This is a genomic window from Priestia sp. ABM2_011, assembly GCF_056158845.1.
In genome coordinates this window covers 1125063-1147480 of sequence record NZ_JBSWUB010000001.1, presented here as the reverse complement: position 1 = coordinate 1147480, position 22418 = coordinate 1125063, and the positions used below count along the sequence as shown (strand labels likewise).

The 22418-nt window shown below is 39.1% G+C and carries 27 protein-coding genes; 3 read left to right on the top strand and 24 right to left on the bottom strand.

Annotated elements, in window-relative coordinates; all coding sequences use genetic code 11:
• Positions 1-12: 12 nt before the first annotated feature.
• The 11 genes from ACXAE4_RS06105 to ACXAE4_RS06055 form a co-directional block, all read right to left on the bottom strand.
• A complete protein-coding gene (locus tag ACXAE4_RS06105) occupies positions 13-1785 on the bottom strand; it encodes an ATP-binding protein (RefSeq protein WP_475235655.1) in 1773 nt (590 codons plus the stop codon).
• Positions 1785-2501, bottom strand: a complete 717-nt coding sequence (locus ACXAE4_RS06100) for a response regulator transcription factor (protein WP_013059051.1) — start codon at positions 2499-2501, stop codon at positions 1785-1787. The genes ACXAE4_RS06105 and ACXAE4_RS06100 overlap by 1 nt, the downstream gene beginning before the upstream one ends.
• A 328-nt stretch (positions 2502-2829) precedes the next feature.
• The gene (gene ccsB / locus ACXAE4_RS06095) at positions 2830-4008 is read right to left on the bottom strand and encodes a c-type cytochrome biogenesis protein CcsB (protein WP_099331267.1); all 1179 of its coding nucleotides are present in this window, start codon (positions 4006-4008) and stop codon (positions 2830-2832) included.
• Between the two features lie 11 nt (positions 4009-4019).
• Complete coding sequence (resB, locus tag ACXAE4_RS06090; protein ID WP_475235652.1) at positions 4020-5642, bottom strand: cytochrome c biogenesis protein ResB; 1623 nt, start codon at positions 5640-5642, stop codon at positions 4020-4022.
• A 12-nt stretch (positions 5643-5654) separates the two neighbouring features.
• Entirely contained in the window at positions 5655-6176 is a 522-nt protein-coding gene (gene resA, locus ACXAE4_RS06085; RefSeq protein WP_028411536.1) for a thiol-disulfide oxidoreductase ResA, read from the bottom strand.
• Between the two features lie 198 nt (positions 6177-6374).
• Positions 6375-7100, bottom strand: coding sequence for a pseudouridine synthase (locus tag ACXAE4_RS06080; RefSeq protein WP_028411537.1), 726 nt, complete (start codon positions 7098-7100; stop codon positions 6375-6377).
• Between the two features lie 86 nt (positions 7101-7186).
• Positions 7187-7720, bottom strand: a complete 534-nt coding sequence (locus ACXAE4_RS06075; RefSeq protein ID WP_013084923.1) for a spore maturation protein — start codon at positions 7718-7720, stop codon at positions 7187-7189.
• Entirely contained in the window at positions 7717-8316 is a 600-nt protein-coding gene (locus ACXAE4_RS06070; protein WP_013059057.1) for a nucleoside recognition domain-containing protein, read from the bottom strand. Before ACXAE4_RS06070 ends, ACXAE4_RS06075 begins: the two co-directional genes overlap by 4 nt.
• Entirely contained in the window at positions 8309-9457 is a 1149-nt protein-coding gene (locus ACXAE4_RS06065; protein WP_033579737.1) for a D-alanyl-D-alanine carboxypeptidase family protein, read from the bottom strand. Before ACXAE4_RS06065 ends, ACXAE4_RS06070 begins: the two co-directional genes overlap by 8 nt.
• Before the next feature lie 117 nt (positions 9458-9574).
• Entirely contained in the window at positions 9575-10147 is a 573-nt protein-coding gene (gene scpB, locus ACXAE4_RS06060; protein ID WP_289578418.1) for an SMC-Scp complex subunit ScpB, read from the bottom strand.
• Positions 10144-10899 carry a segregation/condensation protein A gene (locus tag ACXAE4_RS06055; protein ID WP_475235649.1) on the bottom strand — a complete coding sequence of 252 codons (756 nt, stop codon included), beginning with the start codon at positions 10897-10899 and terminating at the stop codon, positions 10144-10146. The genes scpB and ACXAE4_RS06055 overlap by 4 nt, the downstream gene beginning before the upstream one ends.
• A gap of 198 nt (positions 10900-11097) precedes the next feature.
• Here ACXAE4_RS06055 and ACXAE4_RS06050 point away from each other — a divergent pair, with 198 nt between their 5' ends.
• Both ACXAE4_RS06050 and ACXAE4_RS06045 read left to right on the top strand, forming a co-directional pair.
• The gene (locus tag ACXAE4_RS06050) at positions 11098-11196 is read left to right on the top strand and encodes a YjcZ family sporulation protein (protein WP_170836726.1); all 99 of its coding nucleotides are present in this window, start codon (positions 11098-11100) and stop codon (positions 11194-11196) included.
• A gap of 132 nt (positions 11197-11328) precedes the next feature.
• On the top strand, positions 11329-11850 hold the full coding sequence (locus tag ACXAE4_RS06045) for a DUF309 domain-containing protein (RefSeq protein ID WP_099331268.1): 522 nt from the start codon (positions 11329-11331) through the stop codon (positions 11848-11850).
• A gap of 75 nt (positions 11851-11925) precedes the next feature.
• Here ACXAE4_RS06045 and ACXAE4_RS06040 read toward each other — a convergent pair whose 3' ends face one another.
• Positions 11926-12279: a GNAT family N-acetyltransferase gene (locus ACXAE4_RS06040; protein WP_013059063.1), complete on the bottom strand. Its 354-nt coding sequence runs from the start codon at positions 12277-12279 to the stop codon at positions 11926-11928.
• Between the two features lie 244 nt (positions 12280-12523).
• Positions 12524-12958, bottom strand: coding sequence for a peptidylprolyl isomerase (locus ACXAE4_RS06035; protein WP_013059064.1), 435 nt, complete (start codon positions 12956-12958; stop codon positions 12524-12526).
• Between the two features lie 389 nt (positions 12959-13347).
• On the opposite strand from ACXAE4_RS06035, the gene ACXAE4_RS06030 reads away from it, so the two are divergent.
• On the top strand, positions 13348-14223 hold the full coding sequence (locus tag ACXAE4_RS06030; protein WP_475235647.1) for a DUF1002 domain-containing protein: 876 nt from the start codon (positions 13348-13350) through the stop codon (positions 14221-14223).
• A 47-nt stretch (positions 14224-14270) separates the two neighbouring features.
• Here the strand turns inward: ACXAE4_RS06030 and lysA are convergent, their stop codons facing one another.
• From lysA to spoIIAA, 11 genes are all read right to left on the bottom strand, one after another.
• Positions 14271-15590: a diaminopimelate decarboxylase gene (lysA, locus tag ACXAE4_RS06025; RefSeq protein ID WP_028411542.1), complete on the bottom strand. Its 1320-nt coding sequence runs from the start codon at positions 15588-15590 to the stop codon at positions 14271-14273.
• A gap of 138 nt (positions 15591-15728) precedes the next feature.
• A complete protein-coding gene (locus ACXAE4_RS06020; RefSeq protein WP_028411543.1) occupies positions 15729-17210 on the bottom strand; it encodes a spore germination protein in 1482 nt (493 codons plus the stop codon).
• Complete coding sequence (spoVAEA, locus tag ACXAE4_RS06015; protein ID WP_014458304.1) at positions 17203-17769, bottom strand: stage V sporulation protein SpoVABEA; 567 nt, start codon at positions 17767-17769, stop codon at positions 17203-17205. The genes ACXAE4_RS06020 and spoVAEA overlap by 8 nt, the downstream gene beginning before the upstream one ends.
• Positions 17770-17775: 6 nt before the next feature.
• Positions 17776-18126: a stage V sporulation protein AE gene (gene spoVAE / locus ACXAE4_RS06010; RefSeq protein ID WP_154989713.1), complete on the bottom strand. Its 351-nt coding sequence runs from the start codon at positions 18124-18126 to the stop codon at positions 17776-17778.
• Positions 18114-19145 carry a stage V sporulation protein AD gene (gene spoVAD, locus ACXAE4_RS06005; RefSeq protein ID WP_028411544.1) on the bottom strand — a complete coding sequence of 344 codons (1032 nt, stop codon included), beginning with the start codon at positions 19143-19145 and terminating at the stop codon, positions 18114-18116. Before spoVAD ends, spoVAE begins: the two co-directional genes overlap by 13 nt.
• 13 nt (positions 19146-19158) lie before the next feature.
• A complete protein-coding gene (spoVAC, locus tag ACXAE4_RS06000) occupies positions 19159-19620 on the bottom strand; it encodes a stage V sporulation protein AC (RefSeq protein WP_028411545.1) in 462 nt (153 codons plus the stop codon).
• Positions 19621-19638: 18 nt separating this feature from the next.
• Positions 19639-20061, bottom strand: a complete 423-nt coding sequence (locus tag ACXAE4_RS05995) for a stage V sporulation protein AB (protein WP_014458301.1) — start codon at positions 20059-20061, stop codon at positions 19639-19641.
• Positions 20051-20671, bottom strand: coding sequence for a stage V sporulation protein AA (locus ACXAE4_RS05990; RefSeq protein ID WP_028411546.1), 621 nt, complete (start codon positions 20669-20671; stop codon positions 20051-20053). Before ACXAE4_RS05990 ends, ACXAE4_RS05995 begins: the two co-directional genes overlap by 11 nt.
• A 161-nt stretch (positions 20672-20832) precedes the next feature.
• Positions 20833-21594, bottom strand: coding sequence for an RNA polymerase sporulation sigma factor SigF (sigF, locus tag ACXAE4_RS05985; protein WP_013059074.1), 762 nt, complete (start codon positions 21592-21594; stop codon positions 20833-20835).
• 12 nt (positions 21595-21606) lie between these two features.
• Positions 21607-22050: an anti-sigma F factor gene (spoIIAB, locus tag ACXAE4_RS05980; protein ID WP_013084935.1), complete on the bottom strand. Its 444-nt coding sequence runs from the start codon at positions 22048-22050 to the stop codon at positions 21607-21609.
• Positions 22050-22400: an anti-sigma F factor antagonist gene (spoIIAA, locus tag ACXAE4_RS05975; RefSeq protein ID WP_014458299.1), complete on the bottom strand. Its 351-nt coding sequence runs from the start codon at positions 22398-22400 to the stop codon at positions 22050-22052. Before spoIIAA ends, spoIIAB begins: the two co-directional genes overlap by 1 nt.
• Positions 22401-22418 lie beyond the last annotated feature (18 nt).

Genomic DNA, 22418 nt, shown 5'->3' with positions numbered 1-22418 from the left:
TTTAGCATGTGTTTACTTTGGCAGTTTGATAAAGAAAGTTGTTCCTTCATTTAATTCACTTTCAACCGCAATAATCCCTTGGTGTGCCTCCACGATATTTTTAGCGATCGCAAGCCCAAGACCAGTTCCTGACTTTCCTCTCGTTCTGGCTTTATCAGCTTTATAAAATCGCTCGAATACAAACGGAAGATCTTCTTTTGGAATCCCTGCTCCCGTATCTTGAACAGAAAGATGGATTTCGGATTGACTTTTATCAAGATGCAGCTTTACTTCTCCGTAGTCATCCGTATGACGAATGGCATTATCAATTAAGTTTGTCAGCACTTGTTCCATACGGTCTGAATCAATCATCGCTTCAAATTCATCTTCTATTTTTCCATTAAGAGACAGTTTAATATGTTTTTCTTTAGCTAACCCTTGAAACTTGCGCAAAACACGTTCTGTAAATTCAACCATTGCTACAGATTCTAAGTGAAGCTGCACATGTCCCGCTTCCATTCGCGCTAAATCTAAAAGTTCATTTACAAGCCGGCCCATACGGAGTGATTCATCATAAATCACCTGTGCAATTTCTTTCTTTTCTTCATCCGTACTTGCAATATCGTCAATAATAGCTTCACTATAACCTTGAAGCATAGAAATAGGTGTACGCAATTCATGAGACACGTTTGCAATAAAATCTTTTCTCGATTTATCAAGTTTACGCTCTTCAGACATGTCTCGCAGTACAGCTACAGCACCGCGGATTTTCGTTTGATTATAGAGCGGTGACATTAAAATGACCCACGTTTTCCCTTGAATTTTCAACTCTGCACTTCGCTCCGTTTCAGTCTCTACTACCGTTTGAAACAAATGCACGACGTTTGCTGGAAGCTCAGGCACCTGCTGGTTGTTCACATCCTGCTCGTAATACCAAGTCTGAAGAAAATGCTCCGCTGGGGGATTGGTAATTAAAATCGATCCGTCTCTACTAAACGTAATAACACCGTCTGCCATACTGCTTAAAATACTTGAAAGCTGTTCTTTTTCCTGATTGAGCGCATTGAGATTAAACTTTAACTGCCTGCCCATTTGATTAAAAGCAATCGCTAACTCTCCAATTTCATCGTGAGTTAAAATAGGTACTTTTGTATCAAAGTTCCCTTTTGTTACTTCAAATGCCGCCTGCCTCATTTTTCTAAGAGGTGCTGTAATTCGAGTAGATAAGAAAAAAGCAAAGATAGTAGTTAAAATAATAGCAATACCTGCAGCCAATAAAATGAACTTAGTCGTATATTGAGCGGGCTCTTCAATTTCAGAAAGAGATTGATACAGATAAACGCCGCCTGTCGGTTTATTATCTTTCATTAAAGGTACACCGACAACAAACATTAAAGGCTCATCACTCGTGTCTTTCTTTGTGGTCATGTACATTTTTTCCCGTATTACTTTACCTTTTTCAACCACTTGATTTAGCTGATCGTTTTGTTTAACAATGGCCGAAATAGCTTTCTTATTTTCTTTATCAGGATGTGTGGAATGCCAATAGAAATCTTTATCTTGAACAATAACTACACTTGCTTCATCTGCAAGTTCACGAGCAATGGATAGTCCTAGCTTTTCATCCTCTGTTTCCTGCACAATGGTAGAGATTTTAGCAGCCGTTTTAGTTAAACGGTTTTCTGCGTCTACAACATGATAATTTTCAAAAAACTGAAGCAGTAAAATGGTCAAAATAAATAAAACAAGCGTAACGAGCAATAGGATAGTAAACCATAGTTTACCAACTACACTTCTCCAAAACATCAGTTATTTTCAACCTCAAATTTATACCCTACTCCCCAAACGGTTACGATCATTTTCGCCGCTTGTGACGATACGCGATTTAACTTTTCACGCAAACGCTTGACGTGCGTATCTACCGTACGAAGATCTCCAAAGAAATCATAATGCCACACTTCACGCAGCAGCTGCTCTCTGTCGTATACTTTATCTGGCGTTTTTGCAAGGTAGCATAATAATTCATATTCTTTTGGAGTTAAATTAACTTCTTTTCCGTCTGCTGTAACGCGATGTGCATCATTATCAATCGTTAAGTGATCAAAGACAATAAGGTTTTTCACGCTCGTTTCTGGCTGAATAAACGTTGCTTGAGAAGAACGTCGAAGCAGTGCTTTTACGCGAAGAACCACTTCTCTTGGGCTAAACGGCTTAACGATGTAATCATCTGTACCTACTTCAAACCCTTGGACTCTGTTTACTTCTTCACCTTTAGCTGTAAGCATGATAATAGGAGTTGCTTTTTTCTCGCGAATTTGTTTACAGACCTCAATACCGTCTATGCCAGGCATCATTAAATCTAATACAATCAAATCATAATCTATGTGTAACGCTTTTTCGATTGCTTCATGCCCGTCGGCTGCTTCTTCAATGATGTATCCTTCTTTTTCTAAGTACATTTTTAACAATCGTCTAATGCGATCTTCATCGTCTACTAGCAGTAATCTTTGTTCGTTTTGCATGTATTTTCAACCTCCTAGTCTTAGTGTACAAAAAAAAACCGGCGAGTTCTACTTATGTTACCCAAACAATGTGACAATTCGTGAACACCTTTATGAAAAATAGCTTTTTTCCTCAAAAAAGAGGTTGAGACATATCGAAATCCATCCAATCTACAGATGGACAAATAAAATACAGGAGCTAGAAGCAACTACATATATGAAGCCTCCGTTCACCATGCAAATAAAAAAATCCGAACAAATGTGATTCTCCATCAAGAATCTCAACTCATCGTTCGGATCTTCTTCAACTAAAATATCTTTATTTCAGCCTCTATTCTATTTTTAAAGGTTACGCATATGAATGTAAACCTGCAATAACTAGGTTCACGGCCACTAAGTTGAACATGATGATGGCAAATCCGCCAACTGCCAGCCAAGCTGATTTTTCACCGTGCCATCCTTTAGACAGCCGAAGATGAAGAAAAGCGGCATAAAATAAAAAGGTGATCAGCGCCCACACCTCTTTGGGGTCCCATCCCCAAAAGCGCGTCCAGGCCATCTGAGCCCAAATCATAGCGAAAATAAGTGCTCCTAATGTAAAAATAGGAAATCCAATCGCCACTGCTCTGTAGCTTACTTCATCAAGCAAGTCGCTGTTTACCTGCTTCACAAGCGGCTGCAGTGCGGCTCCAATTCGCTTCCGTAAAATAAGACGAATCAGCCAATATAAGACAAACCCACCGGCTAACGACCAAATAACCGTATTTAATTTTTTAGCATTGATAATAGCCGGCATATCAACAAGCGGCTTTATGTCGTTCCCGTCTGTCCACTCACTTTGATGAGGCCCCACTAGCGGAACCATATGATATACGACTTGCTCTTGTTCGCCACTTTTATTAACCCAATTAAATGATGACTCGTAGTGAGCCGCATTAAAAGCCAGCGTCACCGCTACAAACCCAAGCGTACTAATAAGCGTATACAGGATGAATTCCAGCCAAAATGCTTTTTTATTTCGCTTGGATTGATCAATTGTTTTGATTAAATAAATCAATCCTGCAACAAAGCTAATGGAAAGCACGGCTTCACCCGTAGCTGCGGTTGTAACGTGAATATGCAGCCAATTCGTCTGGAGAGCTGGTATCAGCGGCGTAATTTCAGTTGGAAACATGCTTGCATAAGCAATGATTAAAAGAGCCACCGGCAAGGCAAAAAGTCCAAGCATGCTAAGACGATAAATAAAGTAAATAACAATAAATGCGCCAACAAGCATCATGCCAAAAAACGTCGTAAATTCAAATAAATTACTAACAGGAGCGTGGCCTGATGCAATCCATCTTGTAATGAAATAGCCAATCTGTGCAATAAAACCGATGATGGTAACCGCAATTCCAAACGTTGCCCACTTTGTTTTCTTTTGAGCTGCTCGCTTATCTCGAATAGCTCCTCCGAAAAAAAAGGTTGCAACTAAATAAGCAATAAACGCCACATACAGTAAATTACTACTTATACTCGCGTAATCCATGCTTTTTCCTCCTATTTTGTTTCTTTATCATTTTGGTCCTTCAGCTGTGTGAGGGATGTGGATTCTAATAAACCATTTAATTCTTTTTTAAGACCATACCAGTTTTTATTTGTATGTGCGGCCAACCATATCTCATTATTGACTTTTTGAATCCACATGCGGCGATGATTCCAATACATCCCTTGAATCACACCAATCATAAAGATGGCTCCGCCAATCCCTAAAAACCAAAGCGTATAGTCTCTGCGAACGGTTAATCCCGTTACATTTTTCGTTTCCACACCAGCAAAGGTCATTTTATAATCGTTATTTCCTAGCGGTTCCAAGTTCTCTCTAATTCCAACAAAAGCAACTTCGCCTTTTTTATGCTGAGGCGTAATCATTTTAAATACAAAAGCCGGGTTGTTAGGCACTCTTGTTTTTGTATTTGGGTTTCCTTCATCATCAAAGAAAAAGTCTGGAAAGTAGCTCATGAGCTTGACTTTATATCCGTTTTTTAAATCATATGTTGCTTTTGGATTATGTAAATCTACTGTAAGTGAACCAACGTTTTTATTTGCATTTTTATCTGTTAAATGGAAAGACATAGAGCTAAACTCATTTAACTTGAAGTCCACTTGGTACATGGCATATCCTTCAAACTTAAGCGGCTGATTCACACGAATCTCTGAATCTTTTATTTTCTTTAGCTTTGAATATGCTCCCGGTATAAGCTTTCCTTCGCGCTTATACAGACTAACATCCGCTTCATATTTTTTGGCTACTTTATTATTCCCTGCACGATCAATTGCTTCTTGAAACACGGCGCTTTCGCTATCTTTATCATACGTTTCCACAGTAAAACGATGGTTTTTCAAAAAATACTCTCCGTTCGTCCCAGGAATAACTTTTGTTTCACCTTCACGGATCCAAAGAACTTCATCTATATACATACCTGGTACAAATCTAAGCATAGCACCTAGTAAAAAGATAATGAGACCGATATGATTAACGTATGGACCCCATCTTGAGAAGCGTCCTTTTTCAGCCAGCAGATTGCCCTTTTCTTCGCGAATAGAGTATCTTCTTTTTTTCAGCATGCTTTTTACATGTTCATAATCTTGATCCGTCCACGATGATGAAGTGCTGTATAAACGCTGTCTCTTTAAGAAGTTTGGATGTTTTGTTACACTCTGCTTTTTTAGAGCTCGGTACAAAGGCACTACTCGATCTAAACTGCAAATGACTAACGACATTCCTAAAGCAGCAATTAAAAGCAAGTACCACCACGATTCATAGAGATGATGAAAACCTAACTTATAATAAAGCTCTCCTGTCCATCCATATTCCTTTTGATAATACTCACCTGCTGTCACATTAGGAGGTATGTAAGCTTCTTGAGGATAAATGGTTCCGACTGCAGACGCAACAAGCGTCACAATAATGATCCAAATGCCTACCTTTACAGAAGAGAAAAAATTCCATATTTTATCGATAACTGTTTTATTGTACGTTTGCGATCGCCTTGCGCTTCCTTCATAACGCATATCTACTAATTTTTCAGTTGTTTCTTCTGCAATTGGTTTACCACAGGCTTCACACAAAATCGTACCATGCGGGTTAACGTGTCCACATTCACATTTTACGTGTTTCATTGTCAACACTCCCTATGGTTTAATTTCTTCCATATATTCTTTTATTTTAGATTCTTCTAATCCGCCAATAAAGCTGTCTACAATCTTTCCGTTTTTATCAATTAAAAACGTAGTCGGAAGAGGATCTATCCCGTACGCACCCAACACTTGTGAATCTTTATCCATCAAAATTGGAAAAGATAGCCCATACTGTTTAGCAAACTGCTCTACCGCTATATTCGTTTCTGCAACGTTAACAGCTAAAATTTCAACGCCTTGCTTTTTATATGCTGCATACTGCTTTTCCATCGCCGGCATCTCTTGTTTACAGGGCTTGCACCATGTTCCCCAAAAATTCAAAAAAACTCCTTTGCCTTTGTAATCTGATAGCTGATGAGTTTCTCCATTAATATCTCTTAATATAAAGTCAGGTGCCTCATCTCCTACCGATACCTTTTGTTTATCAGCAAAAAATTGAGCATAAAGGGTATATCCAACCGCGCACAGTAAAACTGCTAATATAACTGTTCGAATAATCAAGCGCTTTTTTTTCATAGCACGAACTCCTTTTAACCGCTTTCAATACGCTTTTTTTCTACCATTATATCATTTTTTTGGTAGTGGCTTTCCGATAATATTTCGACGTTTCTGTGAAGTCTTCCTCTCATTCTACAAGTTCGACATTTTTTCAAAAAACCTTGCTTGATTTTCTAATTCACGACATTTTTCATAAAAAAAACAGGTAAGTGAAAATTACTTACCTGTTTGAGACATTGAATATAATTGTTTGACTTCATGAGCCGTAAGCTCGCGTGCTTCTCCTGCATTTAATCCGCGTAAGTCTAAAGGTCCGTAGCGCTCACGTTTTAACTTTAATACAGAATGTCCGATTGCATCGAACATGCGACGTACTTGACGATTTTTCCCTTCGTGAATCGTCAGTTCTACAATCGCCGTCTGCTTGCTTTTATCAATGGAAAGAACTTTTGCACGAGCTGGTGCTGTTTTTCCGTCTTCAAGCATCACTCCGCGTTGCAGCTGTCTGATGCTTTCACGACTTGGGATTCCTTTAATTTTAGCTACATACACTTTATCCACTTCAAATTTCGGGTGCATTAGCTGATTAGCAAATTCACCATCATTTGTTAAAAGAAGTAGACCCGACGTATCATAGTCCAGACGTCCAATCGGGTAAATTCTTTCTTCTACATGCGGAAAGAAGTCAACGACTGTTTTTCTTCCTTTGTCGTCGTTAGCAGCTGAAATCACGCCTCTTGGTTTGTATAGCATAAAATAAACGGGCGCTTCGCTTTCTACCGGCACTTCGTCTACTTCAATTTTATCGTTAGGACCTACTTTCGTGCCCAATTCTTTTACAACTTTTCCATTTACTTTCACTCGGCCTTGGCCGATTAATTCTTCAGCTTTACGTCTTGATGCTACACCTGCGTGAGCAATCACTTTTTGTAATCGTTCCATTAACACTTCACCTCTTGTAACATCTTACTTGTTTACGAAGTAATACACAAGTCTATTTGCCACACAGAGGTAGAATTTTCGATTTCTTACCGGCCAAATACAAGGATTACGATCACAACTGATGCAATAATCCCTACCAAATCCGCCAGTAAACCAACCTTCAGCGCATCTCCCATTTTTTTAATACCTACTGCTCCGAAATAAACCGTTAAAATATAAAACGTGGTATCTGTACTTCCCTGCATGGTCGATGCCAAACGACCGATAAAAGAATCAGGTCCATATGTAGAAATTAGATCCGTTGTGATACCAAGGGCAGCCGTTCCAGATATCGGTTTAATAAGAGCTAAAGGTACAATTTCAGCCGGAACGCCGACTGCTTGCAGCATAGGTTTTAAAACAGATAAGAAAAAATCAAGGGCTCCTGAAGCTCGAAAAATAGAGATGCTCACTAACATGCCGACTAAGTAAGGAATGATGGAAAAAGCAATTTGTAATCCGTCTTTCCCTCCCTCTACAAACTTTTCATACGTAGGAATTTTTTTGTAGGTTCCATAAAGTAAAATACAGCCTACGATAAGAGGAATAAACATCAATGATACTTGATTAAGCATCGTCATTTTCGTTTTCCTCCTTTTCGCGTACGTCGATAATAAAAGAAGCGATCGATGATGATAGCTCCTATCGTAGCTACAACAGTTGCTAAAAGCGTAGTACCCACAATTTCAGTAGGATTAGCCGAGTTATACGTAATTCGAATGGCAATAACTGTGGTCGGTATAAGCGTTAAACTGGTTGTGTTAAGTGCTAAAAGTGTGATCATAGAACGGCTTGCTTCGTCTCTGTCGCCGTTCAGTTTTTTAAGCTGCTCCATCGCTTTAATACCAAGAGGAGTTGCCGCATTCCCCAGCCCAAACATATTCGCCATCATATTGGACAATATGTATCCTAAGGCCGGATGATCTTTTGGAACATCAGGGAAAAGTCTAGTAATAATGGGTCGAAATAGTTTCGCTAACTTGTCGAGAAGCCCTGCACTTTGAGCAATATTCATCATACCTAACCAAAAGACCAGCACGCTGATTAATCCAATGCTGATGGTCACCGCTTCGCCTGCTCCTTGAAAAATTGCTTTGTTTACATCACCAATTTTCCCATTTATAATTGCAAAAACAATTCCGATAATGGTCAGCAGCATCCAAATAATATTAACCATCTGTTTTGGCTCCAGACTGAATAAACATTAATCGCTTCACTCGATTAAAGAAACCTTCTTGCTGCTCGGCCTGCTTTTCGAAATAAATAGGAACACTGTCAATCGTTTCTCCACTTCTATAAATATCGAGCTTCCCTACAACATTAGGAACTTTCCCTGTTTCTTCCCACTGCTTTTTAGGCTGAATTAACGTTGTTTTCACTTCTACAGAGCTCTGTTCTTTCTTTGTAAGAGGATAGACGACATTTCGTTTAATATACAACTGATCTTTATAGAAAGAATCTTTTATATCTGCCAATTCGCCTTTTGCAGCTAAACTGGTCATATCATATTTATCAAATGCATTTTCATACATGGAAATGTGATCGTTCCAATCATCTGGCGCATTTATCGTTACGGCGATTAAATCCATTCCATCTTTTGTAGCAGTTGTCACAAGCGTTCGTTTTGCTAATTTTGTATATCCTGTTTTTCCGCCAGTACAGTATGCATATAGTGTTGTCAGCAGTTTATTTTTGTTTTTCCACACTCGATCCCATTTCTCTTCAGGGTGCTTCATTCGATAGACTTTTGTTCCTGAAATCTCTTTGAAAATTTTATTATTCATTGCATAGCGCATAAGCAGAGCCATATCGTGCGCTGTTGAGCGATGATTTTCATGATCGTCTAATCCATGCGGATTTTGAAATGTTGTATTCGTCATGCCAATTTCTTCTGCTTTTTTATTCATCAAATAAACAAATCCATCTTCGCTTCCTCCAACGGCTTCTGCGATAGCTACAGCAGCATCATTACCTGAGCGAAGCATCAAGCCATACACTAAATCTTTTAATTTTATTTTTTCACCTTCAACTAAATACACAGAAGAACCTTCAACGCCAACTGCGTTGTGGCTAACGGTAACTTTTTTATTTATTTTGCCAGATTCAATCGCCAGTATTGCTGTCATAATTTTTGTGATGCTAGCAATTCGGCTAACTTGATCTGCATTTTTAGCGTATAACACTCTTCCTGACTTCTGTTCCATCAAAATAGCACTATGAGCACTTACACTCCCTGCTGCAGATGATACGGAAGGCCAACCGCTGAGACATAGCAATACAATAAATAGATAGATGATACTTTTTTTGCTTCTTTTCATGTCATCCCCGTCCCTCTACCTGTTTGTACAAGTTTATGCTCGTCTTTTTTGGTTATGAATGAAAAGATTTGTCCATACAAAAAAGAACATAGAAAAACTCTATGTTCTTTTACGGTTTCACTTCATTTCTTGAAACGATTGAAAAAATAAATCTGCCTCTTGATCGGTTCCTTCTTGTAACAAATCTTCTGGAAGCGGCGGCAGCTCTTCGATACTTTTAAGCCCAAAATAGCCTAAAAATTCTTTTGTCGTTCCGTATAAGATGGCACGCCCTGCGCCTTCCGCTCGTCCCACTTCTTTTAACAGAACCTTTCCAATTAAAGTTTGAAGAGGTCTTTCCGTTTTCACTCCGCGAATCTCTTCGATTTCAGCTCTTGTAATTGGCTGCTTATAAGCTACAATAGCTAACGTTTCAAGCGCTGCTTGTGACAATGATTGATTAGCAGGAGCTTCTACGAGCTTCTCAATATATGGTGCATGCTCTTTTTTTGTAACAAGCTGATAGGCCCCGCCTATTTCAACAAGTGTAACTCCTCTTAACTTACACTCTTGCTCTAAGCTTTCCAAAGCACCTTGAATGTCTTCATGAGGCTTTTCTATAATCTCAGCTAACCGGCTAATAGACAGACCTTCATCACCAGAAACAAAAAGTAAGCTCTCAATAATAGCCTGTAGATTATTCGTTGTCATTCCTCTTCATTCCTTTCTCGATACGATACATAAAGCTCGTCTAGATTGTGCTGCTGTTCCACAACGATTTCATTTTCTTTCATTAATTCCAGCACAGCTAAAAACGTTACAACAATATGATCACGCTCTTGATAAGGAAACAGCTGATAAAAACTTTTTTTCCCTTTAAAGGCTTTTAATTCATTCACAATTTCACTCATGCGCTTGTCAATTGGAATATCTTGTCTTGCTATTTTCGTCTGCATAGGCTTTTTGTTTTGCTTTCGTTTCATTAACTTTTGAAAAGCACTTAGCATATCATACAGTGATATATCCAACCCTTCGTCCTGAGGCTGCGTACGTTCTTCTGCATTTATTTGCACATTACTTGGAGGTTTTGTATACACATGACTTTGGTCTTCTTCCAGCTTTTGAAGCTCTACTGCCGCTTCTTTAAACTTTCGATATTCAATTAAGCGCTGCATCAATTCTTCACGCGGATATTCTTCATCGACCATTTCAATTTCATCCATATCTTCTTCATACGTAGGCAGAAGCATTTTACTTTTAATTTGAAGCAAAGTTGCTGCCATGACTAGATACTCACTGGCAACGTCTAGCTGAAGCTCATTCATTGTATGTATAAACATCATATATTGCTCAGTAATTGTCGCTACTGGGATATCGTAAATATCAATTTCAAATCGGTTAATTAAATGCAGAAGAAGATCTAAAGGTCCTTCAAACGCATCTACTTTTACACTGTACTCCACTTTTATCTCACCAACACTTTTCAATTGCTTATCATTTCTGCTGCTTTATATAACGTTACTATCATTAGTATAGAGGATTATAGACACATGTCCAATACAAATTAACGTAAAAATAGGTCATTTGCCCATACAAAAAGTTTAAACATACATATGATGTCAAGGTAATAACATTTTCAAATGGCTGAAGGAGGAACTCGCATGGGTGAAAAATCTTGTGGATACGGTAGCGGTTTCGCTTTAATTGTTGTACTGTTTATTTTATTAATTATTGTTGGTTGTTCTTGCTTACGCTTCTAACCACACATATTGAATAAAAACAAACGTGTTCGCCATACCTTGAGCACGTTTGTCTCTTTAAAGGCACAGCGCTGATGAATAGCTAATTTTTGTGATACACTACATATAGAGTCTTACCAGGAGGGAACAAGATTGTATTCACAAGCCTATATTGATTATTTAGTTCATTTTCATGGCGACCGGGATTACTTTGAATGCCATGAACTGCTAGAAGAACACTGGAAAAAAGACGAAAGAGGACACCGCAATATTATTTGGGTTGGCCTTATTCAAATTGCTGTTTCACTCTATCATCATCGACGTCAAAATTTCGCGGGAGCCAAAAGAACGATGCAAAAGGCGCTGGCAATTTTAACGAAGGAAGAAGAAAATATTGCACAGCTTGGACTTAATTATCCTTCACTGCTTAAACTTCTTCGCAAACAATTAGCTTTAATCGATACCTATCAGCCATATAAAAGCATTAACTTACCTATTGAAGATCCAGCATTATTACGAGCTTGCAAACAAAGAAGCACTGATAAACAGCTTGTCTGGTTATCAGCTTCTAATCTACAAAATGATGCGATTGTTCATCGTCACAGTACGCGAGATCGTTCAGGTGTGATTGCGGAAAGACAAGCGAACTTATTGGCAAAACAAAACAACAGGTAGCTAGAAGCTACCTGTTGTTTTATGATGACTAAGATGTGAAAGACGCTTTCGCACCTCAACTAATCATGCTTTTCTTTATTCATCCGCCTGACACTTTTCATAAAAAGGAGCGATGATTTCACTCGGCTTAATTTGTGCAGTCGTATACATTTCTTTAAGAGCTTTAATCATTTTTTTGCCAATGCCCTGTTGGCGGTGTGAAGGGTTTACACTGACGTGTTGAACCTCAATCAAACTTTTATCGAGCATGGAAATGCCAACAATTCCAATAATATCTTCTTCTTGCTTCCAAAGATACAGCTGCCAATGTTCGTTTTGCTCATATTCTTTCATCGTTTGTTGAAGTTTTTTTAAATCTTTTTCCGTAGGTACAAACGATAGAAGACCCATGGCAATTTTTTCATAGTTTCGTTTATAGCGAATAAGCATACGATTCTCCCTCGTCCTCAAACTTTCCTACAAATTAATGCGCTGCGTTTTTTACTGCTTTTATCATACAAAATTTATAAGTAAATAGCAATATTACACAAAAGCTTGTCATATGTCACGCGTGTATGAGAAACCTAATCTATTACGCTTTTTGAGCTGTTGCGCGAAGAAAAAACGCCGTAACCCCCTGTAAAAGGTTGTTATGACGTTTTATTAGCTGATATCCATTTATAGCAGTATGCTCTTATTCTTCCCAGACTTTTACTTCTTTCATTACGTCGCCATTTTTCATTTTCAACACTGTATCAAGTCCTTCTGTTACTTTTCCAAATACAGTGTGAACACCGTTCAAATGAGGCTGTGGCTCATGAACAAGAAAGAACTGACTGCCGCCTGTGTCTTTACCAGCATGCGCCATTGATAGAGAACCCGCTTCGTGTTTGTGAGGGTTTCCTTCTGTTTCACATTTAATTGAATAGCCAGGGCCGCCAGCACCTGTACCAGTTGGGTCTCCTCCTTGAGAAACAAATCCAGGGATAACGCGGTGGAACGTTACGCCGTTGTAGAATCCTTCATTAGCTAACTTTTCAAAGTTTTCTACTGTTCCTGGTGCTTCGTTCGGAAATAAATCGATTAGAATTTTTTCACCATTTTCCATTAAAATACTTGCTTTTTTCATATAAATGACCTCCAATATATGTATTAGTACCGCTACAGGCTCTATCTTCCCCGTCAAAGCGGCAAAACGTAAAAGTTGTAAATGCCACCTAGAGGCAGAACACTTACATTTATAAACTCACTCTATTCTACTACAAACAAGCTCATGAATTCAATGAATGCACTTTTTAACTTTCTTCTCGTAGGGCTCTAAATAAAAAATAATAGTTGTGAGATGAAACTTTTTATAGTATCATCCGTCTAATACAGTGATGGAGATACATAGATTTCATTTTATATAGAAATCTACGCCTCTAGACTGATTTATGGGAAAATGATGAATTGACTCTGTTACTTCAGACCTGCCCGTATTATAATAGGGCAAGTATGGGATTAAAGGAGGAAAAAGGTTTGAAATTAACGATAAAAGCAATGATGGTGACATTAGGTCTTCTTCTATTCCTAACCGCACCCTTAAAAAGTTTTGCAGATGCTGCTCCGGGCGATGTGATTATTACATTAGGTCAGGACTTAACCAGCTCTCAGAAGCAACAGGTATTAAATGACCTTGATGCACCAAGCAATGCTCAAACAGTAACCGTGACAAACCAAGAAGAGCATGAATACTTAGGTGACTTTATTCCAAAGGCTACTATTGGATATCGTGCTATTTCATCTTCTAGTATTACCCTTGGCTCAAAAGATTCTGGTTTAAGCGTATCAACTCAAAATATTAATGGTATTACAGATGACATGTATATTAATGCTTTAATGACCGCCGGCGTTAAAGATGCAAAAATCCAGATTACTGCTCCATTTGAAGTATCTGGTACAGCCGCTTTAACAGGTATTATGAAAGCATATGAAGTTCAAACAGATCAAAAAATCCCAGAAGAAGTAAAAAAAGCAGCCAACGAAGAGATGGTCCAAACATCTGAACTTGGTGAAAAAATCGGTAAAGAAAAAGCAGCGCAGTTTATGGCAACGATTAAAGAAGAAATTGCTAAAGAAAATCCTCAAACAAAGGACGATTTACGCACGTTAATTCAGCGCGTGGCTGATGATTTAGGTATTAAATTAACAGATTCAGAGCTTAATACACTGGTTGACTTTTTCAATCGGTTAAAAGATATGAACATCGATTGGAACCAAGTAAAAGACCAGCTTTCTGCGACAAAGGAAAAAGTAACAACATTTCTTCAGTCAGAAGAAGGCCAATCATTTCTTGATAAATTAAAGCAATTCTTTGTTGATATTATTGATGCTATTAAATCGTTATTCTCATAAAAAAGAGCCTCTTGAACAAGAGGCTCTTTTTTTACGTTAATCACTCGTTACTTTTTTACCGTCACTTTGTATTTCACGTCATTTTTTACAATGTCTTCATACGTTTCGCGTTTTACGACTAGCTGTGCTTCTCCATCTTCTACGAACACGACAGCTGGCTTTGGCAAACGGTTATAGTGACTTGCCATAGAATAACCGTATGCGCCTGTACAAAACATCGCTAATAAATCATCTGGGTTTGCTTTTGGAAGATGTACATCCCACATCAGCATATCCCCCGATTCGCAGCACTTACCTGCGATGGATACGAGCTCATCACTCTCATCATTCATTCGATTGGCAATGACCGCTTCATATTTCGCTTGATACAGTGCGGGACGAATATTGTCGTTCATGCCTCCATCAATCGCTACATATTCACGTACATTCGGTACGTGTTTACGAGAACCGATTGAATACAGGGTCGTTCCAGCATCTCCTACAAGAGAGCGCCCGGGCTCAATCCAAATTTCAGGAATTTCTACTTCTAACTGTTTGGACTGCTTTTTGACCTCTTCTATAATAACCTCCACATACTGAGAAACAGGGATAGGCTGATCTTCTTCCGTATAACGAATGCCAAAACCCCCGCCTAAATTTAATACTTGCGGAACAAATTTTATACGTTGTTTCCACTCTTTCATTTTTGCAAAAAGCTTTTGAGTCGCCATAATAAATCCCGTTGTTTCAAAAATTTGCGATCCTATATGACAGTGAATACCTAAAAGTTCTAGCCCCTTGCTATTTTGCACAAGACGCACAGCTTCGTCTGCTTGACCGTTTTGAAGATCAAATCCAAACTTCGAGTCTTCTTGCCCTGTCAAGATATAATCATGTGTATGAGCTTCAATTCCAGGTGTTAATCTGAGAAGAACAGGCATCTTTTTTTGATACTGTTCCGTTATTTCCTCAAGCAATGCAATTTCATAAAAATTATCAACTACAATGCATCCTACATCTTCTTTGACGGCCATTTCTAGTTCTGCTCGGCTTTTATTGTTTCCGTGAAAATGAATTCGTTCTTTTGGAAAGTCAGCTGCTAAAGCCGTATACAGTTCTCCCCCCGAAACAACGTCTAACGAAAGACCTTCTTCATGAACGACTTGGACCATTGCAATTGTCGAAAAAGCTTTGCTTGCATAAGCGACCTGTGCTTTTACCCCATGCTTTTCAAATGTTTCTTTAAATCCTCTAGCACGCTGCCGAATTAAAGCCACGTCATATACGTAAAGGGGTGTCCCAAAATTTGATGCTAATTCAACCGTATCAACTCCACCAATTTCAAGATGCCCCTGCTTATTTATGCGACTTGTTCCGTGTAAAAACATGTTTAGACCCCGTTCCTGTGTATAGTGTAAAAAAGACAGTTAACGGCAATTCGCTGCTAACTGTCTAAATATTTATTATTTTCCATATTTAAAACAAATTTATCACATCTTCATACAGGTTTCAACCACATATTTTGTTTAAGGTTTTGCAGGCTGGCGGTCTTTATCCTGCGGATGCACAATACTAGGTCGCGGATTCGCTCCAGGAACCGGTGTGCGGATGAGAATCTGCCACAAAGCCTGCGGATTAAATGGAAGAAACGGCCACAAATAAGGCGTATTTAATGATTTTAGTCGCGCCATGTAGAGAATGATACACGTTGTCGCAATAAGAAACCCTGGAGTATGAAAGGCCGCCACGAAAATTAACAGAAACAATCGCAGCATTTTATTTGCTACCGCTAACTCATAGCTTGGCGTCGCGAATGAACCAATTGCTGCAATAGCCACATACAAAATAACCTCGGGAACAAAAAGACCTACATCAATAGCAATTTGCCCAATAAGCGCAGCGGCAATCAAGCCCATCGCCGTGGCAAGCGGCGTCGGCGTATGAATGGCCGCCATCCTCAGAAATTCAATCCCAAAATCAGCTAGGAAAATTTGAACAACAGTTGGAATATTTGTTGCTTCGTTTGGTCCAATAAACTGCAATTTTGACGGCAGCAAGTCTGGCTCAAGTACAAATAACAGCCATAACGGTAATAAGAAAAGAGAAGCAAGAATTCCTAAAAACCGTATCCAGCGGATAAACGTACCGACAGAAGGAGCCTGCCTGTATTCTTCCGCATGCTGCACGTGATGAAACAGCGTAGTTGGCGTAATAATAACGCTTGGAGACGTATCGGTAATAATAATCACATGCCCTTCCAGTACATGAGCTGCTGCTGTGTCCGGACGTTCTGTATAGCGTACCATTGGAAAAGGATTAATTCCTTGTTTGACTAAAAACTCTTCAATTGATTTGTCAGCCATCGGCAAACCATCTATATCAATTGCTTCCAGTTCATCTTTTATCAGTTTAACCAGCCCTGGATCAGCTACGCCATTTATGTACCCAATCGCTACGTCCAGTTTTGATCGTTCGCCTACCTTCATAATTTCAAAACGAAATCTTCCGTCACGAATTCGTCTTCTTGTTAACGCTGTATTGATAATGATGTTTTCAGTGTATCCATCTCGTGCTCCGCGAATCACTTTCTCTGTATCCGCTTCTTCAGGGGATCTGCCAGGATATGTACGCACATCGACTTCAAAGCCAACTTCTTCACCGTCAATTAAAACGAATAGCAGTCCTGATAAAACCGATACCATTCCATCATCCAGCGTCTTTAAAGGCTTGACTTGCTGATGAATAAGACGGTTTTCAACAATATCCTTTAACTTTGCTCGTTCAACTTCATTATCATTAATTTGAATGAGTACTTTTGCAATTTCAATAATAAATGAACTATCACACAGCCCCGTTACGTAGTAAATATGAACTTCTCGATCCAAAATAAGCAGTTTACGTACGCCCACATCAAAGCTTGTGTTCATACTAGCGTTTTCCTTGAACCACTGATCGTTTTTTTGCACTTTTGAAAAAATAGCTGTTTTCTTCTCTGCTAGCTTACCCAAACGAACCGCTCCTTTCTAAAATAAGTCTTGCTGCTTTTTCAGTAATAGGACATCCCAGTTTGACATCATCCATCCTAGCCATTTTGCCGATATCTCCTATTCCTACAACTAAGGGAATATCGAGCTGATCCAAGCAGTAAACTGTATCTCCATTAATTCGTCCGACTTCTAACTCTTGAATTCCGCTTTTATCCACGCCGTAATGCGATATTTCCCCAAAACGATCAATGGTCACATCCACTCTTGTCCATTCGCTTTGATGAGTACGTGATGCAACGGCAATCACTCCAAGAACTTCTACTTGAGGATGCTTTGCTACATGCAGCAAAGCAATTTCCCCAGGTCCTTCCTCTAAGAAACCGCTATCGTCGAACATCACAAAGACGGGATCATATGGTGCTTGAAGAATTAAATCTACCGTTTGACTACCTGTTAACGTAGTAGGGTTTCCATATGACCTCGAAATGCACCTGCCACCAACGGATTTAGCTACATGCTCAATTGCTTTGCGCGCATATTCATCGCCATCGGTTACAATAATGATCCTTCTTTTTTTCATAATCTTTTATCCTTTCGGTTTAAAGATTAACGCGATAATAAAAGCAAATAAAATAGCTGCTGAAATTCCAGCGGAGGTAAGTTCAAAAATCCCAATCCCAATCCCGATAAATCCATGTTCATCCGCTTGCTTCATCGCTCCGTGCAACAAGGAATGACCAAAGCTTGTAATTGGAACCGTCGCTCCGGCGCCAGCAAATTCAATCAACTTATCATAAAGACCAAATCCATCTAAAATCGCTCCCGCAACTACAAACGAACTCATAACATGCGCTGGAGTAAGTTTAGCAAGATCCAGCAGCAGCTGCCCAATAACGCAAATGATTCCTCCTACAGCAAAAGCTATTACATACTCCATTGATCATCCCCCTCCCCGATATGTTCTAAGACGACGCCATGAGCAATTGTTGGAATTGACTCTTTTTGCTGAATCATCGTTGGACTTAAAAGAGCTCCTGTTGCCACCATAAACACTTTCTTTAAGTTTCCCGATTTTAATTCATTTAAAATATGACCATACGTGACAATAGCCGAGCAGCCGCAGCCGCTTCCTCCTGCAAATACATTTTGGTCGGGGCGATATACCATTAATCCGCAATCATTATGATTGGTTGATATATCGTAGCCTTCGTCCTTGAGCAGCTGTTTTAAAATTGGACTGCCTACACCAGATAAATCTCCTGTTAAAATAAGATCATACTCGCTTGGCGCGACGTTTAAGTCTTCCAAATGCCTTTGAATGGTATCTGCAGCAGCTGGTGCCATAGCAGAACCCATATCGTTTGCGTTTTTAATCCCATAATCCATTACACGCCCAATCGTTGCAGACGTGAGACGCACAATACCTTTTTCTTTCGAGACCAGCGCTGCCCCTGCTCCCGTAATAGTTGCCGTTGCCGTATCTGGTTTTTGTCCTCCGTACTCGGTAGGATTTCGAAATTGGCGCTCAGCGGTTGCGTTATGACTGCTCGCTGATGCAATAACACGATTAGCAAATCCCGCATCCACAAGAGCTGCCCCTGTTGCCAGCGTTTCCATTGATGTGGAGCAAGCGCCAAACATGCATAGAAATGGAATTTGGTTATGTCGAGCTACAAAATTAGCCGTTACGTTTTGATTTAATAAATCTCCAGCCAAAAACAAATCAATGTCTTCATAGGATAAATTTATTTTTTGCAAGCAGGAGTCAATGGACTCCGTCATCAGTCTTCTTTCAGCTAACTCCCAGTTGTCTTCTTCACAGTGCAAATCTTTATGTGTAATATCAAATGTTTCTCCCAACGGTCCATCTGCTTCTTTTGGCCCTACTGCTGTTCCTGTAGCATTAATGTAAATAGGATTTTCATAAACCCACGTTTGCTTTCCAGTTTTTCTCATAATCCCCCTCTTTTCATAGCAAATAAGTTTTAAAAAGGTAGCGAATGATTCCTACAACGTAAGCCGAAACCGTTCCAAATACAATGACGTTTCCAGCCAGCTTGAACATGTTGGTCGCAACGCCGAGAACAATTCCTTCACTTCGATGTTCAAGCGCTGCACTCGTCATGGAATTGGCAAAACCCGTAACAGGAACGGCTGAACCTGCACCTGCGAATTGACCAATACGATCATATATCCCAAACCCGGTTAAGAGCGCAGATATTAAAATAAGGGTTGCGACGGTAGGATTACCTGCATTTTTTTCATTAAAGTCAAAAAATGCAATATAGAAATTTTGAATTGCCTGTCCTAATGTACAAATGATTCCCCCTACCAAAAAGGCCTTTAGGCAATTTGCCACATATGAAGGTTTAGGCTGAAATGGTTTAATGCTTTCTTGATAGTTATCTTTTAATTTTTGATTATTTGCCATGTTACATACATCCTTTTCTTATTGATTAACAAAATAAATCCAATGAAATAATGACCCGCATACTTTGCCTAGTACAATGGCCATTAACAATAAAATAAGCTTGCCTTCCATTCCTATTCGTTTTGTTAACGTCGGCAATACATTAAGCACTTCTGTTAACGCTGCTGCCAGCATCCCAATAAAAATACCGCTCGTTAGACCTATGATCATAATAAGCACCGCAGGAAACTGCCACGTGTATTGATGAAGACTGCACCAACCGCCTGTAACGGCACCACCTACGACTCCCCACTCATATGCTTGAATGTATTTCATGGTTTTGGTCAGCTGCATCAAACGCGGAATAATGCCCAGCACCGTTAAAAATGCTACAAATCCAGCACCTGCAGCCAATCCTCCCGCAAGTCCAATTACAATGGTCATCACAATGTTAATGATCATCAATTTTTTTCATACTTTCTTTATTCTCGTGCATAATGACGTATTGATCTAAGTCTTGCTGGTAATTAAACATTTCGACTTCGAGAGGACTAGGCTCTTCATTAATTCGTTTTCTAAAGACGTGGTTAAAAAACAGAATCATTCCCAACCCTAAACCGATAGAGTAAGGTACTTGAATCAGCAAAGGCTGCTTATCTCTCAGACCGGTCAGCATATAGAACAATTTTTGATGTACTTGTCTCATACTCACATCTTCGTGAAAGTTCATAATTGCTAAAGCAGCTCCGATGAAGAGAAGAAACCAAACAGCTAGAAAAAACAAAAAGGAATATTGTCTCTTTTTATACACGACCTCTACAATTGTTTGAGCGGGTCCAATCGTCTGAATGTCTAAGTGCGGATACTGAGAGGCAACTTTTTCAATTACCTTCATTAAATCAACAATGATAATATTTCGATCACTCATACTTACTTGATAGACAATTAGCTTTTCAATTTGCTTTTGAACAGAATCTCCTGCTATAACCATTGCTAATTGTCCAATATTTACAGCTTCATCAGGTTTTACTTGAATACGATGCCTCATTTTAAGATAAAGAACGTTTTCCATTCATATCACACCTTACGATTCATTATCTCCCTGTACGTGTAGTATGGATTTTCTTAAATTTTCTAATTCACGTTTCTGAACAGACCATTAATTACCAAATAAAAAAAGCAATCCGTTTCACTATTCTTCTTTGAATAGCAAAACGGATTGCTTCTTAAGTATTACGTGTCATTCATATGCAGCTTCATTTGTTTTAAGATTTTCTTCTCAAGCCTCGATACCTGAACCTGAGAAATTCCTAGCCTTGCGGCCACTTCGGACTGAGTTTGATCTTTGTAATACCTCAAATAGACAATGAGCTTTTCACGCTCATCAAGTTCTTCAATTGCTTCTTTTAAAGCAATTTTATCAAACCACTTCGCTTCCGTATGATCAGCAATTTGGTCAAGAAGGGTAATTGGATCTCCATCATTTTCATAGACGGTCTCGTGAATAGACGAAGGAGCACGATTAGCTTCTTGAGCCAGCACTACTTCTTCAGGAGTGAGATCCAAATGTTCTGCAACCTCAGCGACTGTAGGGACGCGTCCAAGCAATTTGGAAAGCTCATCTTTTGCTTTACGTATTTTATTGCTCATTTCTTTCAGAGAACGGCTAACCTTTACCGTGCCATCATCACGAATAAACCGCTGAATTTCACCAATAATCATCGGAACAGCATATGTTGAAAATTTAACATCATACGATAGGTCAAATTTATCAACGGACTTTAATAGTCCTATACATCCAATTTGAAATAAATCATCGGGCTCATAACCACGGTTAATAAAACGTTGAACAACCGACCAAACGAGCCGCATATTTTTTTGGACGATTGTATCTCGTGCAATTTGATCACCTTGCTGACTGCGCTTGATGAGGTCTTTAACTTCATGATCCTTTAAATACGGTTCGTTTTTATTTTTTTTGACCTCCACATCCATTGGCAAGTCTCCTTAATTACATAGCGCTTTACTATTTGTTAAGTGCTTTTTTAAATATAAGGTCGTACCTTCTAATACAGTAGACTCTACTCGAATTTCGTCCATAAAGTTTTCCATTATGGTGAAACCCATTCCAGAGCGTTCTAGATCTGGTTTCGTTGTGTATAAAGGCTGCTTTGCTTCATCCACGTTATCGATACCAATTCCTTCATCACGAATCATCAGCTCCACTACACCGTCTTCATGAAGCGTCACAGAAATATATACCACACCATCCGGATTGCTTTCGTAGCCGTGAATAATAGCATTTGTTACTGCTTCAGATACGACTGTTTTAATTTCTGTTAACTCATCCATTGTTGGATCTAACTGTGTAATAAATGATGCTACCGTGACGCGGGCAAACGATTCATTTTGACTAAGCGCGGAAAATTGGAGGTTCATTTGATTTTTCATTATGCCACCCCCAATTTTTGAAGCGCGTTTTCTTCATTAGGTTCAAAACGAATAATTTTAAATAAGCCTGACATATTAAACAAACGTTCTACAGCGGGAGAAATAGCGCATACAACCATTTCCCCACCGTTATTATGAACTTGTTTGTATCTCCCTAAAATAACCCCCAAGCCAGAGCTGTCCATAAAGGTTAAATGCTGTAGATTTAAAATCAAATGGCTGATAGATTCCTTCTCTATCGCTTGGGTGATTTTGCTTCTTAGCTCTTCTGCCGTATGATGATCTAATTCTCCTGTTAATCGAACCAACAAGACATCTTGTTTGAATTCCAGTTCAATTGAAAGACTCACTATACAAACCTCCTCGGA

Bases quoted from the DNA above. Each gene is read 5' to 3' on its own strand.
- ACXAE4_RS05995 (WP_014458301.1), bottom strand. From the start codon at position 20,061: ATGATCATTAACATTGTGATGACCATTGTAATTGGACTTGCGGGAGGA.
- ACXAE4_RS06100 (WP_013059051.1), bottom strand. From the start codon at position 2,501: ATGCAAAACGAACAAAGATTACTGCTAGTAGACGATGAAGATCGCATT.
- ACXAE4_RS06080 (WP_028411537.1), bottom strand. From the start codon at position 7,100: ATGGAACGATTACAAAAAGTGATTGCTCACGCAGGTGTAGCATCAAGA.
- ACXAE4_RS06050 (WP_170836726.1), top strand. From the start codon at position 11,098: ATGGGTGAAAAATCTTGTGGATACGGTAGCGGTTTCGCTTTAATTGTT.
- ACXAE4_RS06035 (WP_013059064.1), bottom strand. From the start codon at position 12,958: ATGAAAAAAGCAAGTATTTTAATGGAAAATGGTGAAAAAATTCTAATC.
- ACXAE4_RS05990 (WP_028411546.1), bottom strand. From the start codon at position 20,671: ATGGAAAACGTTCTTTATCTTAAAATGAGGCATCGTATTCAAGTAAAA.
- ACXAE4_RS06105 (WP_475235655.1), bottom strand. From the start codon at position 1,785: ATGTTTTGGAGAAGTGTAGTTGGTAAACTATGGTTTACTATCCTATTG.
- resA (WP_028411536.1), bottom strand. From the start codon at position 6,176: ATGAAAAAAAAGCGCTTGATTATTCGAACAGTTATATTAGCAGTTTTA.
- lysA (WP_028411542.1), bottom strand. From the start codon at position 15,590: ATGTTTTTACACGGAACAAGTCGCATAAATAAGCAGGGGCATCTTGAA.
- ACXAE4_RS06065 (WP_033579737.1), bottom strand. From the start codon at position 9,457: ATGAAAAGAAGCAAAAAAAGTATCATCTATCTATTTATTGTATTGCTA.
- spoVAC (WP_028411545.1), bottom strand. From the start codon at position 19,620: ATGGCAAATAATCAAAAATTAAAAGATAACTATCAAGAAAGCATTAAA.
- spoVAEA (WP_014458304.1), bottom strand. From the start codon at position 17,769: ATGAAAAAAAGAAGGATCATTATTGTAACCGATGGCGATGAATATGCG.
- ACXAE4_RS06040 (WP_013059063.1), bottom strand. From the start codon at position 12,279: ATGCTTATTCGCTATAAACGAAACTATGAAAAAATTGCCATGGGTCTT.
- spoVAD (WP_028411544.1), bottom strand. From the start codon at position 19,145: ATGAGAAAAACTGGAAAGCAAACGTGGGTTTATGAAAATCCTATTTAC.
- sigF (WP_013059074.1), bottom strand. From the start codon at position 21,594: ATGGATGTGGAGGTCAAAAAAAATAAAAACGAACCGTATTTAAAGGAT.
- ccsB (WP_099331267.1), bottom strand. From the start codon at position 4,008: ATGGATTACGCGAGTATAAGTAGTAATTTACTGTATGTGGCGTTTATT.
- resB (WP_475235652.1), bottom strand. From the start codon at position 5,642: ATGAAACACGTAAAATGTGAATGTGGACACGTTAACCCGCATGGTACG.
- spoVAE (WP_154989713.1), bottom strand. From the start codon at position 18,126: ATGGAGTATGTAATAGCTTTTGCTGTAGGAGGAATCATTTGCGTTATT.
- ACXAE4_RS06070 (WP_013059057.1), bottom strand. From the start codon at position 8,316: ATGGTTAATATTATTTGGATGCTGCTGACCATTATCGGAATTGTTTTT.
- scpB (WP_289578418.1), bottom strand. From the start codon at position 10,147: ATGACAACGAATAATCTACAGGCTATTATTGAGAGCTTACTTTTTGTT.
- ACXAE4_RS06075 (WP_013084923.1), bottom strand. From the start codon at position 7,720: ATGACGATGCTTAATCAAGTATCATTGATGTTTATTCCTCTTATCGTA.
- spoIIAB (WP_013084935.1), bottom strand. From the start codon at position 22,050: ATGAAAAATCAAATGAACCTCCAATTTTCCGCGCTTAGTCAAAATGAA.